This window comes from Martelella radicis (assembly GCF_014196625.1).
Taxonomy (GTDB): domain Bacteria; phylum Pseudomonadota; class Alphaproteobacteria; order Rhizobiales; family Rhizobiaceae; genus Martelella; species Martelella radicis.
In genome coordinates, this window is record NZ_JACIDZ010000001.1 from 561,960 (window position 1) to 578,913 (window position 16,954).

13 protein-coding genes are annotated in these 16,954 nt (G+C 62.5%); 4 read left to right on the forward strand and 9 right to left on the reverse strand.

The features are described from left to right. Positions 1-32 precede the first annotated feature (32 nt). From GGR30_RS02570 to GGR30_RS02585, 4 genes are all read left to right on the forward strand, one after another. Entirely contained in the window at positions 33-1,640 is a 1,608-nt protein-coding gene (locus tag GGR30_RS02570) for a glycoside hydrolase family 43 protein (RefSeq protein WP_183482141.1), read from the forward strand. A 70-nt stretch (positions 1,641-1,710) separates the two neighbouring features. Beyond that, on the forward strand, positions 1,711-2,727 hold the full coding sequence (locus GGR30_RS02575; protein ID WP_183482144.1) for an ABC transporter ATP-binding protein: 1,017 nt from the start codon (positions 1,711-1,713) through the stop codon (positions 2,725-2,727). Then, entirely contained in the window at positions 2,720-3,631 is a 912-nt protein-coding gene (locus GGR30_RS02580; protein WP_183482147.1) for a carbohydrate ABC transporter permease, read from the forward strand. The genes GGR30_RS02575 and GGR30_RS02580 overlap by 8 nt, the downstream gene beginning before the upstream one ends. Beyond that, positions 3,628-4,470: a carbohydrate ABC transporter permease gene (locus GGR30_RS02585; RefSeq protein ID WP_183482150.1), complete on the forward strand. Its 843-nt coding sequence runs from the start codon at positions 3,628-3,630 to the stop codon at positions 4,468-4,470. Before GGR30_RS02580 ends, GGR30_RS02585 begins: the two co-directional genes overlap by 4 nt. A 109-nt stretch (positions 4,471-4,579) precedes the next feature. On the opposite strand, the gene bglB is transcribed toward GGR30_RS02585, so the two are convergent. From bglB to GGR30_RS02630, 9 genes are all read right to left on the reverse strand, one after another. Continuing rightward, entirely contained in the window at positions 4,580-5,680 is a 1,101-nt protein-coding gene (gene bglB / locus GGR30_RS02590) for a beta-galactosidase BglB (RefSeq protein ID WP_183482153.1), read from the reverse strand. Between the two features lie 13 nt (positions 5,681-5,693). Then, entirely contained in the window at positions 5,694-8,189 is a 2,496-nt protein-coding gene (locus GGR30_RS02595; protein ID WP_183482156.1) for a hypothetical protein, read from the reverse strand. Continuing rightward, on the reverse strand, positions 8,182-9,438 hold the full coding sequence (locus tag GGR30_RS02600; RefSeq protein WP_183482161.1) for an HAD family hydrolase: 1,257 nt from the start codon (positions 9,436-9,438) through the stop codon (positions 8,182-8,184). The genes GGR30_RS02595 and GGR30_RS02600 overlap by 8 nt, the downstream gene beginning before the upstream one ends. Beyond that, positions 9,435-10,490: an ABC transporter ATP-binding protein gene (locus GGR30_RS02605; protein WP_246413504.1), complete on the reverse strand. Its 1,056-nt coding sequence runs from the start codon at positions 10,488-10,490 to the stop codon at positions 9,435-9,437. The genes GGR30_RS02600 and GGR30_RS02605 overlap by 4 nt, the downstream gene beginning before the upstream one ends. After that, positions 10,487-11,527 (reverse strand): ABC transporter ATP-binding protein, encoded by a 1,041-nt coding sequence (locus GGR30_RS02610; protein WP_210287904.1) that lies wholly within the window; start codon positions 11,525-11,527, stop codon positions 10,487-10,489. Before GGR30_RS02610 ends, GGR30_RS02605 begins: the two co-directional genes overlap by 4 nt. Before the next feature lie 9 nt (positions 11,528-11,536). Beyond that, entirely contained in the window at positions 11,537-12,673 is a 1,137-nt protein-coding gene (locus tag GGR30_RS02615; protein WP_183482164.1) for an ABC transporter permease, read from the reverse strand. Between the two features lie 7 nt (positions 12,674-12,680). Further along, a complete protein-coding gene (locus tag GGR30_RS02620; RefSeq protein ID WP_183482167.1) occupies positions 12,681-13,667 on the reverse strand; it encodes an ABC transporter permease in 987 nt (328 codons plus the stop codon). Positions 13,668-13,775: 108 nt separating this feature from the next. After that, positions 13,776-15,689 carry an ABC transporter substrate-binding protein gene (locus GGR30_RS02625; protein WP_183482170.1) on the reverse strand — a complete coding sequence of 638 codons (1,914 nt, stop codon included), beginning with the start codon at positions 15,687-15,689 and terminating at the stop codon, positions 13,776-13,778. A gap of 162 nt (positions 15,690-15,851) precedes the next feature. Beyond that, positions 15,852-16,913 (reverse strand): LacI family DNA-binding transcriptional regulator, encoded by a 1,062-nt coding sequence (locus GGR30_RS02630; protein WP_183482174.1) that lies wholly within the window; start codon positions 16,911-16,913, stop codon positions 15,852-15,854. Between the last annotated feature and the right edge of the window lie 41 nt (positions 16,914-16,954).

Below are 16,954 nucleotides of genomic sequence, written 5' to 3' on the forward strand. Positions count from 1 at the left end.
TACGGCTCCTGCGGTCAGCCAGGAATAACCAGATGAGCATCATCAATCCCGTCCTCCGGGGCTTTAATCCGGACCCATCGCTTTGCCGTGTCGGCGACGACTATTACATGGCCACCTCGACCTTCGAGTGGTTTCCCGGCGTCCAAATCCATCATTCGACGGACCTCGCCAACTGGACGCTCGTTTCGCGGCCGCTCGACAGCGCAAGGCTTCTGGACATGCGCGGCAACCCCGACAGCGGCGGCATCTGGGCGCCCGCGCTTTCCTGGTCCGACGGGCTTTTCTGGCTGATCTACACCAATGTCAGGCGGCTTGACGGCAACTATAAGGACGCTCCGAATTTCCTGACGACGGCGCCCGACCTGAAAGGCCCGTGGTCCGATCCGGTCTATCTCAATGCTTCCGGCTTCGACCCATCCCTGTTCCATGACGATGACGGCCGTAAATGGCTGGTCAACATGCTCTGGGATCACCGCTCGACCATGGAACACCGCCGCTTTGCCGGAAGCAACTTCAACGGCGTCGTGCTTCAGGAATATGACCCATCTGAAAGGAAGCTCGTCGGATCGATCCGCAAGATTTTCCAGCGTTCGGAGCTTGGCCGCACCGAGGCGCCGCATCTGATGAGGCGCAACGGCTACTACTATCTCGTAACCGCAGAAGGCGGAACCGGCTACAACCACGCTGTTACCCATGCCCGCAGCCGCGATCTCGGCGGGCCTTACGCGCTTCACCCCGACACGCATGTGCTCACGACCAAGGACGCTCCCTCCTCGCCGCTGCAGCGCGTCGGCCACGGCCAGGCCGTCGAGGGACCGGAGCCCGGCACCATGATCCATTCCTTTCTGTGTTCGCGCCCCCTGCCTGGAAGGCGTTCGCCGATGGGACGCGAATCGGGCCTTGCCGTACTTGAGTGGCAGAGCGACGGCTGGCTCTATCTGCGCGGCGGTGGAACCGTGCCCCCGGTCGAGATCGACGGCGCCGAAACGAGCCCCGCGCCTTTCGAGGAAGCCAGCGATTTTGCGCCAGGGTCGCTGCCGTCCGCTTTTCAGTGGCTGAGAACTCCTCAACCCGAACGGATCCTTTCGACGGATGCCCGTCCGGGATGGCTCAGGCTTTTTGGTCGCGAATCAATCGGATCCTGGTTCGAGCAGGCGCTCGTGGCACGCCGTCAGACGGAACATGTCTGCTCGGCCGAGGTTGAACTGGAATTTGCCCCGGAAACCTATCAGCAGCAGGCAGGCCTGACCGCCTATTACAACCGGCACCAGTTCTACTATGCCTATCTGACGCTTGACGACGAGGGAAAATACCGCGTCACGATCCAGCAATGCGCCGGCGGCTGGCCGGAGGGGCGGCTGGAATATCCGATCGGCGAAGGCATGGAAATCCCGGGTGGCCACGTCTTCCTGCGGCTCGAAATAGACCATGCTGCGCTACAGTTCAGCTTCCGTACCGAGGCTTCGCAACCGTGGCGCAAGCTTGGGCCGGAACTCGATGCCTCGGTCCTTTCCGACGAGGGCGGACGCGGCGAGCATGCCTCCTTCACCGGCAATTTCGTCGGTATGGCGGCCCAGGATCTCTCCGGCCGCGGGCATCCCGCGGATTTCCGCTCCTTCGTCTATCGTTCGCAATGCTGAGGCTCGGCCGGCCATCAAAGGCCCGCCGGTGCACGCCCGCGCCCAGAAAATCAAAAACAGGTGGCTGAATATGGCCGAAGTTCAACTCAGTGCCCTCAAGAAGAGATTTGGTTCGGTCGAGGTCATACCCTCGCTCGACCTCTCCATTCCCGACCGCTCCTTCACCGTTCTCGTCGGCCCTTCCGGTTGCGGCAAATCCACGCTGTTGCGGATGATCGCCGGCCTCGAAGATGCAACCGCCGGAGCGATCCGCATCGGCGGCGAGGACGTGACCGATATCGACCCGGCAAAGCGTGGCCTTGCCATGGTATTCCAAAGCTATGCGCTCTATCCGCACATGACGGTTGCCCAGAACATCGGGTTTGCCCTGAAGCTTGCCGGCAGGCCCAGACGCGAGATCAACGAACGCGTGCGCGAGGCAGCCTCCGTACTGCAGCTCGAGCCGCTTCTCGACCGCAAGCCGAAAGCACTTTCCGGCGGCCAGCGCCAGCGCGTCGCCATCGGCCGCGCCATCGTGCGCGAGCCGAAGGTCTTCCTGTTCGACGAACCCCTGTCGAACCTCGACGCGGCGCTGCGCGGTCAGATGCGCGTCGAACTGGCGGAACTGCACGACCGCCTGAAGGCAACCATGATCTATGTGACACACGATCAGGTCGAAGCCATGACCATGGCGGATCAGATCGTGGTGATGAAAGACGGCGAGATACAGCAGGTTGGCGCACCGTTGAAGCTCTACAACGATCCCAGCAATCTCTTCGTCGCCGCGTTCATCGGATCGCCGAAGATGAACCTGATTTCGGGGGAACTTGCAGAACGCGCCGGCGGCACGACCATCGGCGTGCGCCCCGAGCATCTGGAGATCGCCGAAAACGATCCGCTGTTCACCGGGACCGTCGTTCACGCCGAGCATCTCGGCGCAGACACGATAGCCTATATCAACGACGCCCGCGCCGGGCGCATCATCGTCCGCCTCGATGGCGCCACGCTCCTGGAGACGGGTCAGTCCATCAGCCTTTCGCCGAAACCCGGCATGCTCAAGGTCTTCGACGGCGAAGGCCGCAATACGGAGCATCTCTCCCATGTCTGAGACCGTCGTCAAAAAGACGCCATTCCAGAAGGCGTTGTCGGATGGACGGGTTGCGACCGTTTTCCTGTTCCTGCCGCCCGCCCTGCTTCTTTTCACTTTCTTCGTGGTTTTGCCGCTGTTTGATGCGGCCGGTTACGCCGGCTACAAATGGTCGGGCTATGGCGAACCGACCGACTGGGTCGGCCTGCGAAACTTTTCCATCCTGGCGCAGCACAGCGTCTTTCACCAATCGCTTCTCAACACGGCAAAGGTGATTGCGGCCTCCTGCCTGCTGCAGATGCCGCTTGCCCTTGGCCTTGCCCTGCTGATCTATCGCAAGAACTGGATCAACACCGCCTTCCGCCTGGTTTTCTTCGTGCCCTATATCCTGGCCGAAGTTGCGACCGGTCTGATCTGGAGCTTCGTCTTCGACGGGAATTACGGCATCGCGGCGAAGGTATCCGAAACGCTGGGCACCGAGCCGATCTTTCTCCTTTCGGATCGCCAATGGGCCTTCGTCGTCATCATGTTCGTCGTCGTCTGGAAGTTCTTCGGCTTCCACATGATGATCTTTCTGGCCGCCCTTCAAGGGATTCCGGAGGACCTGACGGAAGCCGCGCGCATGGACGGCGCAAGGCCCGGCCAGATCGCCTGGCACGTCAAGCTGCCGCTCCTAAAGCCGGCGATCGCCGTTTCCGGCTTCTTCGCCATCATCGGTTCGCTGCAACTCTTTGATCTGATCATACCGCTGACCAATGGTGGTCCGTCCAACACCACGCACACGATCGTCAGCTATCTCTACACCTTCGGCCTGACCCGCCTCCGCGTCGGCTTCGGCAGCGCCGTCGGCATCGTGCTCTTTGTGCTCTGCGTCGGCTTCGCCATCCTTTACCGCGGCACGGCTATGCGGGGAGAGAAATCATGAATCGCTTCGCCCGAAATCATTTCGACTGGCGCGACGCCCTGCGCATCTCGGTTCTTCTCCTGGTGGCCGCAACCATTCTGCTGCCATTGACGGCCACCGTGCTGGGCGGCTTCAAGACCACCGGCGAACTCAGGGTCCAGCCCTTCTCCATCCCTTCGACCTGGCACACCGAATTCTACGCAAATGTCCTGTCGGACCCGAATTTCTGGCACTATCTCTGGAATTCGTTCTTCATCGCCGTCATGACCGTGATCATCACGCTTCTCTTCGGCAGCATGGCGGCCTATGTGTTTTCACATATCCGCTTTTTCGGGGCCTCCTACATCCTGTCCTACCTGCTGCTCGGCATGATGTTTCCCTTTGCCGCCGCCATCGTGCCGCTGTTCATCAAGATCCGCGACATCGGGCTGCTGGACACGCCCTGGGGCGTGATCCTGCCGCAGACGGCCTTCGGCCTCGGCTTTTCCATCCTTCTGTTCAAGACCTTTTTTGACCAGTTGCCGGGAGAGTTGTTCGAGGCGGCGCGGATGGACGGATGCACCTATACCGGCTTCTTCTTCCGCTTCACCCTGCCGCTCTCCACCCCGATCCTCGGAACGGTCGCGGTCTTCGTTTTTGTCTCGAGCTGGAACAACTACCTTCTGCCGCTGATCGTGCTGAACTCGACGGATCAGTATCCATGGACGCTCGGCATGATGCAGTATCGCGGCGAGTATATCGTGGAGTGGAACCGGATCCTGGCCTTTGTCACGCTGACGTTGACGCCGGCCGTCATCTTCTTCCTGGCCGCACAACGCTATATCGTCGCCGGGCTGACAGGGGGTGCGGTAAAGGGATAGTTACCCCTGCCCGCAGACGCCAGACGAAAAAGGCTTCATCCGCACGGATGAAGCCTTTTCTTTCCTGCGTTGCCTACCACCGGCACCAAAGCCCCGAGCCACTGCCCGATCAGGAAACCCGGGCGTGCCGGGAGCTTGCGAACCGGGCCATGGCATCCACGAGCATCAGCATGGTCAGCGCCTGTCCGTAGGGCGCCGGGATATCGGGAATCTGGCGATAGAAGTCGAGCGAATGGCCCATGGGCGTGCCGTCGGAGACGTGAGCGACGATTCCATCGTCTCCGATACAACCGAGGACGGCATCGAAGGCCCTGTCGGCGACCGGGCGAAAGGACTTCGGCAGGACCCCGAGCGAAATCCCCCTGGAAATGCCATAGGCGATTCCCGCAGTAGCCGACGCCTCGATCGGTGCTTCCGGGTCGTCGAGGAGCGTGTGGAAGAAGCCTTCGTCATTCTGCAGCTTTTCCAGAGCCGTCACCTGGGCTGCCAGAACATTCGCCAGATAGCGATGGGTCGCAGGCGGCAGGGTTTCCACAATCGAGAACAGTTCGGGTATCGCGATGGTTATCCATGAATTTCCGCGCGCCCACAGCGCATTCGCGAAATTGTGGCGTCCGTTGAAGGTCCAGCCATGGTACCAGAGACCACTCTTCGCATCGCCGAGATAACGCGTGTGGATCAGGAACTGGTAGACTGCCTCCTCAACCCATTCCGGCCGTTCGAAACGCTTTCCGGCGCGCGCCAGGAACAGGCAGGTCATGAACAGCGTGTCGTCCCACAATTCGCCGTCATTCATCCGTTCCTTGACCACATGCTGGAAACCGCGATCCTCGGTGCGCGCCAGCCCTGTCATCAGCCACTCGGCCCAATCCTTGACCAGCGCCTCCCATTCCGGCCGCTCGACATCGTCGATCAGGAAGGAAAGCGCCAACATCGGCGCCGTGGAATTGACCTGACGCGGCGGCAGTCCGCGCGAAATCTGCCATTCATACCAGTCGGCCAGCGCATTGATCAGGTCGAGGTCGCCGGTCTGGCAGGCATGGCGATAGAGGCCGTAAAGGCCGACCCCGATCTCCCAGTCCCATTCGTCGAACTGGATAGAGAACGTGCCCTCGGTGATCGGCGCGGTCTCGTTGATGCCTCTGATACGGGAAAGGCCGGTGGCGACGCTTTCGAGATAGCCCAGAAGTTCCTGTCTGTCGTGGTGCATTGTTCTTGTCTTTTCAGTTCGAGGCCGGCACGGCAAAAGCTGTGAGCCAGGCGATTTCAGGCGTTTGCGACGTCGTCGGGAAAGGCGCGTGTCGGCCCTCGACGAAAAGGCCGTCGCGGTAGTCAAGGCGAAGCGCCGGCGTGAGCGGGCCCTCGCAGGAGAGGTTCAGCGGATCGTCCGAGAGGCTGAGGTTCGTTCCTTCGGCCAATGCGGCAAGCTCCGCCAGGCTGCGCCCGCCAAGAGCGCCGACCAGGATCGCCCAGCCGCTGCGCTTTCCCCGAACCCGGTGTTCGATGCCCGCGCCCGGCCCTTCGCCGACCGCTTCGATCGGTCCCGTCGCCTTCAGCGCGACGAAGCTTTCCGCCGAGCGCAGCACCAGGAAATCTTCTCCCGCGATATGGTCGTCGAAGACGGAGAGCGGCGCGTAGGCATGGGTGAAGGCAAGGCGCGGGTTTTCGCCGAGGTCACTCAGGAACAGGCAGCAGTTCTGATGCTGGGTGACGCGCGGCATGACGCCGTTGCCTGCCCAGTAGGATGGCCTGTCGGAGCCCCAGGGGTCGTCGGCGCCCGGGTGATTGATCCAGACCCGAGCCATCGGATGGCCGGCGGCCTGCACGTCGACGAGATGCTGCTGATGGCCCTTCGCGCCGGGCGTTGCATCGATGCTCGCGGAAAGCTGCACGCCTGCGGTCTTGTAAAGCGCAAGCTGTGCCGCGCGCCCATAGCCCTGCACGTAATGAGCGGAGACGGCCCGGCCCTCTGGCGGGGCGACGAACTGGTCAAGACCCTCCGGCGGAACGTAATCGCCGGCGCAGAACATCGGCAGCGCGGCCACGCCGCGATTGAGCCAGCCGGTCCCGAAGGCTATCGTGGCAAAGGGCGCCAGTTCCGACAGCGGCCCGGCGCGCAGTTCCTTGTCATAGGCCCTTCCCATCGACCCGGCGGAGACGCCGTTGATCGTGTGCAGCGCGATCATGGAGAACAGCCGGTCGAGCACCGTCTCGGCTCGCGTCTTCAGCGTCTCCCCGGCAAAGCGCTGCAGCGCCAGAAGGCCAATGAAGTCGATAGGGTAATAGGCCGCCGAGTTCCATTCGGCGAGACCGTGATCCTCGACCGCATCGAACCAGCGCGCCAGGCGCTTTTCGGCAAGGGCCGCATGCTCGCGCCCGCTCATGCCGGAATTGGCAAAGACGTCCTCCGCGAACAATCCGCCTGCGATCAGTTCCGCGACATGGAAGCAGAGGACGTGGTTCTCGCTCCAGAACCACATCGTGTCATTGCCCGGCTCGTCCATCCAGTAACGATAGCCGAGAATGGCCGCCTCGATGCGCTTACGAAGTGAAGGCGGCAGCGCCTCGCGATGATCGGCATAGATCCACAGCAGCGGAACGATGACAAAGTCCGAACAATCCCGCCGCGTGTCGATGGCATCGAGCGTATCCTCAAGCGCCGCGCGGTCGCCGTCATCAAGATCGAGGCCGAGCGCAAGGCGGGCCAGAACGCGCCCGGCCCGAAGCTCGCCATGTTCCGCAAGCCAGGAAAGCCCTTCCCTCTTGCGGGCGGCAAGGTCGCCGGCCAGTCGATGCGGGCCGTCGTCCCGCAGAAGCGCGAAGGCAATGGTGCGGTTAATGCGGCTTTCGCCGAGCGAGAACGCGATATCCAGCTCGTGATAGCCGTCGGGCAGTTCCCCAGGCAGCGCGAAGACCGCCTCCTTCTCGCCAACCGCAAGCGTCGACGCCGCCTCGAACAACGGCGGCAGATGGCGCATGTGGACGCTTTGGTGCACTTTCGCCTCGATTGTGACGGCCGCCGTCGCGGGCTGGTCGACGACAAGGCGGAGGTCCTCGCCTTCGCCAAAGACAATGCGGGCCGGACGGATGGCGCGGGCAAGCGCCATCAGCATTTCAAGCGTCTTGCCATCGGCGTTGCCGGGCACCTCCGCCGCAAGCGGCCCCTCGCCGAGCCAGGTCAGTTCGACGAAATAATTGGTGTCGCGCTCGGCAATCTCCTCCACCAGCATGACCAGATCGGAGCCGTCTGCGGCAAGCGGCAGGACGATTTCCGTCTCCTGGGCCTCGTTGCGGGTATAGGGCTCGAAGGCTGCGATTTTATTGCCGTCAACGAAAACATGGACGCCGCCGCAGGTGGCAAGGCGGAAGGAATAATCTCCTCCTTCCGGCGGGACGAACCGGGTGCGGACCCAGCGGGAAAGCCGCGTCGGGCGATGCCAGAAACCGGAGAATTCGAGCCTGCGATTGAAGCCCGGCAGATTGGTCGAGACGATCTCGAAATCATCCTTGAGCGCAACCGTGCGGTCGGCGATCTCCGCGCGAACCGCTGTCCGGCACGGCAATTCGCCGACATCGACAAAACCGTTGATGAATTTGTAGTCGACATTGTCGGCCCCGCGCGTCACCGCGCCGGGATAGTAGACGGCTTCCAGCCGCCCTAGGGCGAACGCGGTCACGGTCTCGCCCGTGTGCGTAACAAAGCGCGCGCGCTCAGGCATGGTCGTTCTCCCAGTCAGGCAGGCAGAGTTCGATGGCCTCGATCTTCGAGACCAGTTGATCGAGCCGGTCGATGCGGAAATGCGGCTCCTCCGACAAATCCGCCGGCACATGCGTCCGCCGATGCGACCAGCCGACGAAGAGGCTGATGAGGCCAAAATTATTCGCGCCGCGAATATCGCGGGCGAGATTGTTGCCGACCATGACGATGCGGGACCTGACGCGCTCTTCAAGGCCGAGCCCGGCGAGAGCCGCGGCGAACATCCTCGGCGACGGCTTATGCTCGCCGACATCGCCGGAAATCGCATGGCATTCCATCAGGTCCCAGATACCGCGCGGCTTCAGCATGTTCTCGAAGGTCTCGCGCGGTCCGTCGGCAACCAGCGCCAGCCTGTAGCCGAGCCCGTGGAGCGTGCGAACCGCGTCCATGGCGAAGGGAATTTCGTCGGCTTCGGTCACCACCTCGCTGCCGGGCTTCTTCACCTCGGTCGCCTCGTCGATCAGCGTGTCGCCGCAATCGAGAAATACGGCGGCGAGATGCGGCACGGCCTGCGGAAGCGCCGCAATCAGCGCCCTCATCCGCTCGGGGATCCAGGCCGAGAGCGTTTTCCACGGCATGAGGACGGGGTCTTCCGCCGCCGCGAGTACGAAGCGCGGAACAAAGGCCGCGCGTTTCATCGCAAGTCTTGCCAGGCGATGATCTCTTGGGGACGCCGACCAGGCGCCGGCGTCGGCGAATTCATTGCCGCCATGGATGCCGCCTGTGCCGGCCTCACGGCCGCACATCTCGGCTATCTTCGGGCCGCCCATGAACCGCATGATCCGGGCGACGCCCCAAAGCGCGTGTTTTCCCGGCTCTACATAAAGCACCGGCCGTCCGCCGCGCATTTCCGGCAAGCCGCTGCCATCATCGATCGAAACGCGCAGGCCATGCATCGATCCCTCGACCCGGATGACAACGCCTCGCCGGTCGACATGCAGCCAGACATGCTCGAGGTCATAGAGATGCTGGATATCCCAATCATGCCAGATCGCGTATTCGATCACGGCCCCGCCCTCCGGCGGCGCAAGCTGAAACTTCGATGACGGGGATTTTTCCGCAGAGCGGACCACGCTGTAACCCATCGCCAGCGGCGGCGCGGGTTCGGCATGATCCAGCATCAGCACCGGGCGATGCCGCTCGGCCAGCGCAAAATCCGCATCGCGAACGCCTTCGGGCGGCGCGGGATCGGAAACGGAGAACAGCGTCATGCCTCCGCCTCCTCTCCGACACCCTGCAGGCTCAGCGTTTCGGCGTGGTGGCAGCGCACCGCGCGACCGTCGACCTCACGCAGTTCCGGCTTCTCGGCTGCGCAGCGCTCGGTCGCGTAGGCGCAGCGCGGGTGAAAGGCGCAGCCCGAGGGCGGGTCGGAGGCGTCCGGCACCTCGCCCTTCAGCACGCCCCGCCTTTCCGAAGAACGCTTGCGCGGATCGGGCTGTGGCACAGCCCCCAGAAGCGCTTCCGTGTAGGGATGGCGCGGGCGGGAGAACAGCCGGTCGGTTTCGCCGAGCTCGACGATCTGCCCGAGATACATGACCGCGATCCGGTCGGAGATATGCTCGACCATGCCGAGGTCGTGGGTGATGAACAGATAGGTGAGATTGAACTGCTCCTGCAGGTCCTGCAGGAGGTTGATGTTCTGGGCTGCGACCGACACATCAAGTGCCGAGACCGCCTCGTCGGCGGCAATGAAGGCCGGCGAAAGCGCCAGCGCGCGGGCAATGCCGATCCTCTGGCGCTGGCCGCCGGAGAAGGCGTGGGGATAGCGCGACGCATATTCGGGCCTGAGGCCGACGAAGGAGAGAAGCTCGCCTACGCGTTTGGCGATCTGGTCCTTGGAATAGCCATGCACCACCATCGGCTCGCCGATCAGGTCGAGCAGCGTCATGCGCGGATTGAGCGAGGAATAGGGATCCTGGAAGATCATCTGCATCTCGCGCCGTACCGGCCGCAGCTCCTTGTCGCTCATCGCCGAGATGTCGATCACCTTGCCGTCATGCTCGCGGAACAGGATCTGACCGTCGGTCAGCGTGTAGGCCCTGAGGATCAGCCGGGCGACGGTGGATTTGCCCGAGCCGCTTTCGCCGACAAGACCAAAGGTCTCGCCCTTGCGGATGTCGAAGCTGACGTCGTCCACGGCGCGAAGCACCTTCAGCTCGCGGCCCTTCTTCCCGCCCTTGACGGTGAAGTGCTTTTTCAGGCCGCGCACGGAGATCAGCACGTCGTCGGGCATGGAAACGGTCTTGTTGGCGGCGTCGCTCATGCTCCGGCCTCCGGCAGGTTTCCGGCAAAGTGACAGAGCGCCTCCTGTCCGCGCTCGAAAGGCACGCGCGGCGGCGTCCTGACGGCACAGACCGAGGGATCGGCATAGTCGCACCGCGTGTGGAACACGCAGCCGGAGGGAATGTTGTAGGGATCGGGCACAGAGCCCTTGATAACGCTCAGCCGCCGCTGCTTCTTCTGTCCAAGGCGCGGAATGGAGCCGAGCAGCGCCCGGGTATAGGGGTGCTGCGGATTGTAGAAGATGTCGTCGACCAGCCCCGTCTCGACCACGCGGCCGAGATACATCACTGCCACCCGATCAGCTATATCGGCGACCACCCCGAAATTGTGGGTGATGAAGACGATCGCCATGCCGAGTTCCTGCTGCAGCGATTTCAGCAGTTCGAGGATCTGCGCCTCCGTGGTCACATCGAGCGCCGTGGTCGGCTCGTCGGCGATCAGCAGCGCCGGATCGCAGGCGAGCGCGAGCGCGATCATGGCGCGCTGGCGCATGCCGCCGGAAAGCTGGTGCGGGTAGCTGTCGACGAGGCGCTCGGGCTGGGGAAGCTGCACGCGCGCCAGAAGATCGATCGCGCGGGCGCGCGCCGCCTCCTTGCTGACGCGACGGTGCAGCATGACGGTGCGCATGATCTGGGTGCCGATCGAATGCACCGGCGAAAGCGCCGTCATCGGCTCCTGGAAGACCATGCCGATCCGCCCGCCCCTCAATTTGCGCATCAGGCGGCTATCGCGTTTCAGCCCGTCGAGCCGGTATTCCGTGTCGCCGTCCGGGTTGAAGCGGATTTCGCCCTTTCCTTCCTCCGCATTCCTGGCGAGCAGACGCATGATCGCCCTCACCGTCACCGACTTGCCGGAGCCGCTTTCGCCGACGATGCCCAGAACCTCGCCGCGATCGACATGGTAGTTGACGCCGTCGACGGCCTTCACCAGCCCGTCGCGGGTCTTGAAGGCAACCTCGACATCATCGAGCTGCAGCAGCCGCTCCGGCGGCATTTTGTTGTTTGTCTTGTCCAGCATGGCAAAAACCTATTGTCCGTAGGGATCGGCTGCGTCACGCAGGCCGTCACCGAGGAAATTGAAGGCCAGCACGACCGCGACCACGGCAAGGCCGGGCGCCAGCAGCCAGGGGGCGAGCGAGATGGAGCGGAGGTTCTGCGCATCCTGCAGGAGCACGCCCCAGGAGACGACCGGCGGGCGTAAACCGAGACCGAGGAAGGAGAGCGCCGTCTCGCCGAGGATCATCTCCGGCACGGCAAGCGTCATCGCCGCGATGATGTAGGAGGTCATGGCCGGCAGCATGTGCTTGGTGATCACGCGGTATTCCGAGGCGCCGGCAAGGCGCGCGGCCATCACATAGTCCTCCGATTTCAGCGACAGGAAGCGACCGCGCACGACCCGCGCCAGATGCGTCCAGCCGATCAGCGCCAGAATGAGGGTGATCAGCACATAGACGAAGAGCGGGTCCCAGGCGATCGGCAGTGCGGCGGCAAGCCCCATCCACAAGGGGATGGTCGGCACGGAGCGGATGAACTCCATCATCCTCTGGATCGCGGTGTCGACAAAGCCGCCGTAATAGCCGGAGATCGAGCCGAAGAAGAGGCCGAGCACGAAGGCGAAGAACACGCCGATCAGACCGGCCGACAGCGTGACGCGCGCGCCGTAGACGAGGCGCGAGAACAGGTCCCGTCCAAGCGAATCCGTGCCGAGAAGGTTGACCTTCTGGCGGCGGGCATCGATGCCGAAGAGATGGAAATCGGCCTTCCAGATGCCCCAGAACCTGTACTTCTCGCCATGGACGAAGAACTTGATCGGCAACGGCTTCGACTTGTCGAGCACATAGGTGACGCGCGCCGTCTCCGGATCGCGCGTGCGCTTCAGTTCGTAGACGAAGGGCCGCGTCAGCTCGCCCTCATGGACGAAGCGCACCATCTGAGGCGGCACGAAGGTTTCCAGCCGTTCGATGGAATCGGGCGCATAGGGCGCGACGATCTCGGCGAAGATCGCAACGATATAGGCGAGCACCAGGAAGATCAGCGAAACCAGCGCGAGCCGGTGCTGGCGGAAGCGCCACCACATCAGCTTCCAGGAATTGGCGGTGTAGATGCTCTGTTCGGCCGCCGCCAGTTCGTTTTCTTCCGCGTAGACGGATGTCTCGTAGGTCATGAAGGCCTCACGCGTAACGGATGCGCGGGTCGGACCACGCGAGAAGAATGTCGGAAAGCAGCGTGCCGATGACGGTGAAGACGCTGAGGATGAGGATGAACGCGCCGGCGAGATACATGTCCTGCATCTTCAGCGCCTGCAGCATCAGCGGTCCCGTGGTCGGCAGGTTGAGCACGACGGCGGTGATGACGTCGCCGGAAAAGAGCGCCGGCAAGGCCCAGCCGACCGTCGAGATGAAGGGGTTGAGGGCAACGCGCACGGGGTAGCCCCAGACCACCTGACGCTCGGAGAGTCCCTGCGCATAGGCCGTTTCCACATAGGGCTTGCCGAGCTCGTCGAGCATGTTGGCGCGCATCACGCGGATGAGGCCGGCGGCGCCCCCGGTCGCCAGCACGACAATCGGGATCCACACATGTTCGAGAATGTTGCCGATCTTTGCCAGGGAGAGCGGCGCGCCTTCAAAGCGCGGGGATATCAGGCCGCCGACATCGATATTGAGCCAGGCGAAGCCGACCCACATCAGGATCAGCGCCAGCAGGAAATCGGGAATGCCCTTGCCGAGAAAGCCGAAGACGGTGAACACGTAATCGAGGAGCGAATACTGCCGCTGGGCGGAATAGACGCCGATCGGAATAGCAATGATCCAGGTGAAGATCAGCGACAGCGACGACAGAAGCAGCGTCAGGGCAAGGCGGTTCCAGATGAGGTCGGAGACCGGCGCATTCCAGTGGAAGGACTGGCCGAAATCGCCGTGCAGGACGATATTGCCGATCCAGCGCACATACTGGACGAGGATCGGGTCGTTGAGGCCAAGCTGGGTGCGGATCGCGTCTTCCTGCGCGGCGGTGATGTACTCGCCGCTATTGCGCAGTTCCGCAGCATAGGCGGTGACATAGTCTCCCGGCGGAAGCTGAATGATGATGAAGGATATGAAGGAGACGACGATGAGGGTCGGGATCGCCCACAAAAGCCGTCGCCAGAGGAAATTAGCCATCGTCTGCTCTCCGCACTGCCACCCACCGGCCGCCCGTGGCCAAACGGGCGGCCGGCCGGCTCCGCATTCTCGCGGAACCCTTGCTCGGGAGGGAGCTCTGCCTTTCGGTTACTGCTGGCTCTGGTCGATCCAGAACTGCTGGGTCTGACCGAGGCCCACGCCGCGGGTCACATCGTCCTCGACAAGGCCGTTGCGGACATTCATGAAGTCGTTCTTCACGATGACCGGGATGGAAACCTCGCCGACCAGGCCGATGACATAGCCTTCATCGACAAAGGTGCCGATCAGGTTGTTGAGCGCGGCATCGGCCTCTTCCATGGAGCCGGCGACGGAGGCCTTTTCCCAGTCCGCCCAGATATCGCGAATGGCGGAATCGGCCGGCGGTTCGATGCCGGCTTCGCCGTCGGTCTCGTACCAGGCGTAATATTGCTGGGCATAGCTGTCATTGCCCATGAAATTGCGCGGGTCGGCGGAGACGACCGAAAGGCGGTCAACTGGCGTGTACTGGATCTGGAAGTTGTTGTTGTCGCGGTTGTCGTCCCACTGGGTGCGGTCGATGATGCGCGGCAGAAGCTCGATGCCGATATCGCTGTAGTAATCGGCGGCGATTTCCAGGATCGGCGCGGCAAAGTCCTGATAGGCCTCGACAACGATCTGCAGGCGCTTGCCATTCGGAAGCAGACGGAAATCGTCGTCGTCGCGCTCGGTGAGCCCGATCTGGTCCAGAAGCTCGTTTGCCAGATCCGGATCATACTCGGTCCAATGGGTTTCCCAATCGGCGTTGAAATAGGGAGAACCGGAGATCGGCGACACCGAACGCGCTTCGCCGAGGCCGGCGAAGCCGAGCTCATTGATCGTCTCGCGGTCGATGCCGACGGACAGCGCGTGGCGGAAATCCTTGTTGGAGAACAGCTTGTTCAGCTCCTCGTCCTGAACATTGAGGTTCGGCACGAAGGACCAGACATTGGCGGATTTCCAGGTGCCGACGTGGTAATTCCCCTTGTCCTCGTTCTCCTTGTAGAAGGTGAAATCGCTGGAATTCACGTAGCGCATCTGCATGTCGATCTGACCTTGAACGATCATCAGATTGAACGCGTCGATGGCCTCGAACAGGCGGTGCTCGATCCGGTCGATATAGGGAAGCTGATTGCCTTCCTGGTCGACGGCCCAGTAGTAGGGATTGCGCACCATCGAAACGACATTGCCCGGCGCGGGCGTCTCGATCTTCCAGGCGGTGATGACCGGAAGGTCCGGGTTCTGCCACCACGAGGTAACCGGTCCCTTGGAGCCCCAGAGATCGCTCCAGCGCTGGACGCCGAATTCCTCTGCGGCCTTCGCCAGTTCGTCAGCGCTGGCGTAATGGTCGTTGTACTGGCTCAGATAATGTTTCGGAAACAGGAAGGACGGACGGTCGAGGCTCGGCTCGCCGGTCGAATCCTTGGCCAGAATATTGAGGAAGTAGACATAAGGCTGGGCAAAGCTGACGGTGAAGGTGCGATCGTCCTTGACCGAGAGCTTCATCGGCTCGCCGCCCGGCGAGAAGGTCGGATCGATCGTCGGCGTCAGCGCCTCGTTCATAAAGACGTCATTGTACCAGAATTCGACGTCTTCCGTGGTTACCGGCTCGCCGTCGGACCATTTCAGCCCGTCAAGAAGGGTGAAGGTGAATTCGGTGGAATCCTCATTGACCGAATAGCTCTCGATGAAGGCAGGTACGAGCGTGATATTGCCCTCGGCATCGGGCACATATTTCAGCGCGCGCTCTTCAAGCAGCTTGGTCGGACCCCAGCGGTCGCCGGGGCCGCGATAGGCGCGGTGCCAGACACCGCCATACTGCCCAACTTCGACGGCATCGACCACGGTCGGGTTGGTCGGGAGACGCTCATCGACGGGCGGAAGCTCGCCGGCATCGACCTTGGCTTTCAGCATCGGCGATTCCTGGAAAGCATTGGCCGCCTGCGGAATTGCCACACTCGCCAGAAGAGCAAGCGTCAGCGTGCTGGATCGTAAAATTTTTTGCATGAATTTCCTCCCATAAAAAGATCGAGCGGCGCAGAAAACCCCCGATTTACTGGCCCGGTATCAATTTCATCCCTTTTGTAACAGGGAGGAATGCGGATTATCAATAAAAAAATTCCATGAAAGTGAAATGCGTTCCATTTCACTTTCATGAAAATATTTTTATTAAACAATCTGAGATGGTTGGGAAGCGGGCGCGGCGACACTTTCGCGTAGAATGACATCGCAGCCGAGCTCGAGACGGTGGGCCGCACGCGGCATCTGGCCGCTTTTGGCGCGGGCCTCCAGGAGATCGAGCGCGGCGCGGCCGAACTGTTCGAGCGGAATGGAGACTGTCGTCAAAGGGGGACTGTGGAGCTCGCCGAGCGCGACGCCGTCAAATCCCATGACGGAAAGGTCGTCCGGAACGCTCAGTCCGGCCCGCTTCAGCGCGCGCATGGCTCCGAAGGCGAGGTTGTCGGCAGCGCAGAACAACGCCGTCGCGCCATCACGGTCAGGATGCGCCTCGAGCCACGCCGTCAGCGCCTCCTCGCCATGCTGGGGCTCGAAGCCTTCGGCCCTCACCACGATGGCATCGGAAAGAGGCAGACCGCGATCGCGAAAGGCATCGAGAAAACCGTCCAGCCGTCGTTCGACTGTCTTTCGGCCGGCCCATGTCAGATGGACGATCCTGCGGTGTCCCCTGTCCATGATCACCCGGGTCGCCTTCAGCGCGGCAAAACGATTACCGGGCGTCACACTGTCGATATGCATGTTGGGATCCTCGCCGTTGATCAGCACGGCGGGCATGCCCGAACGGCCGATCGCGTCGAGAAGCGCGCTGCGATCGTCGTTGATCACGATGATCCCGTCGGCCTTGGCCGCGCGCGCCGCCGCGTCCACCCGGTCAACGGAATCAGCCCGGCGCAAGGTGTGCGGCACGAGACGCACGCCGCGCATCTCGCAATCACGCGTGAGAGCATTGAGGATCGTCCACGACACAAGGTTGACGTCGCTGTCGGGCAGAGCATCTTCGGGCACGGCCAGAAGCACCCTGTTGACGGCATTCACCGAGGCCCGGGCCGAGCGCCGCGCCAGATAGCCGATTTCCCGGGCGGCGGAAAGCACGCGCTCGCGCACCTCGTCCGAGATCGGCGCAGTGCCGTTCAGCACATGCGACACAGTCGAGATCGCCACTCCAGCGCGCTCGGACACCTCGCGCATGCCGACCTTTCCGCCCTTTGCCATGTCAGTTCCCTTCACGCCTCGCATCCGCCGCTTTCGCGGCA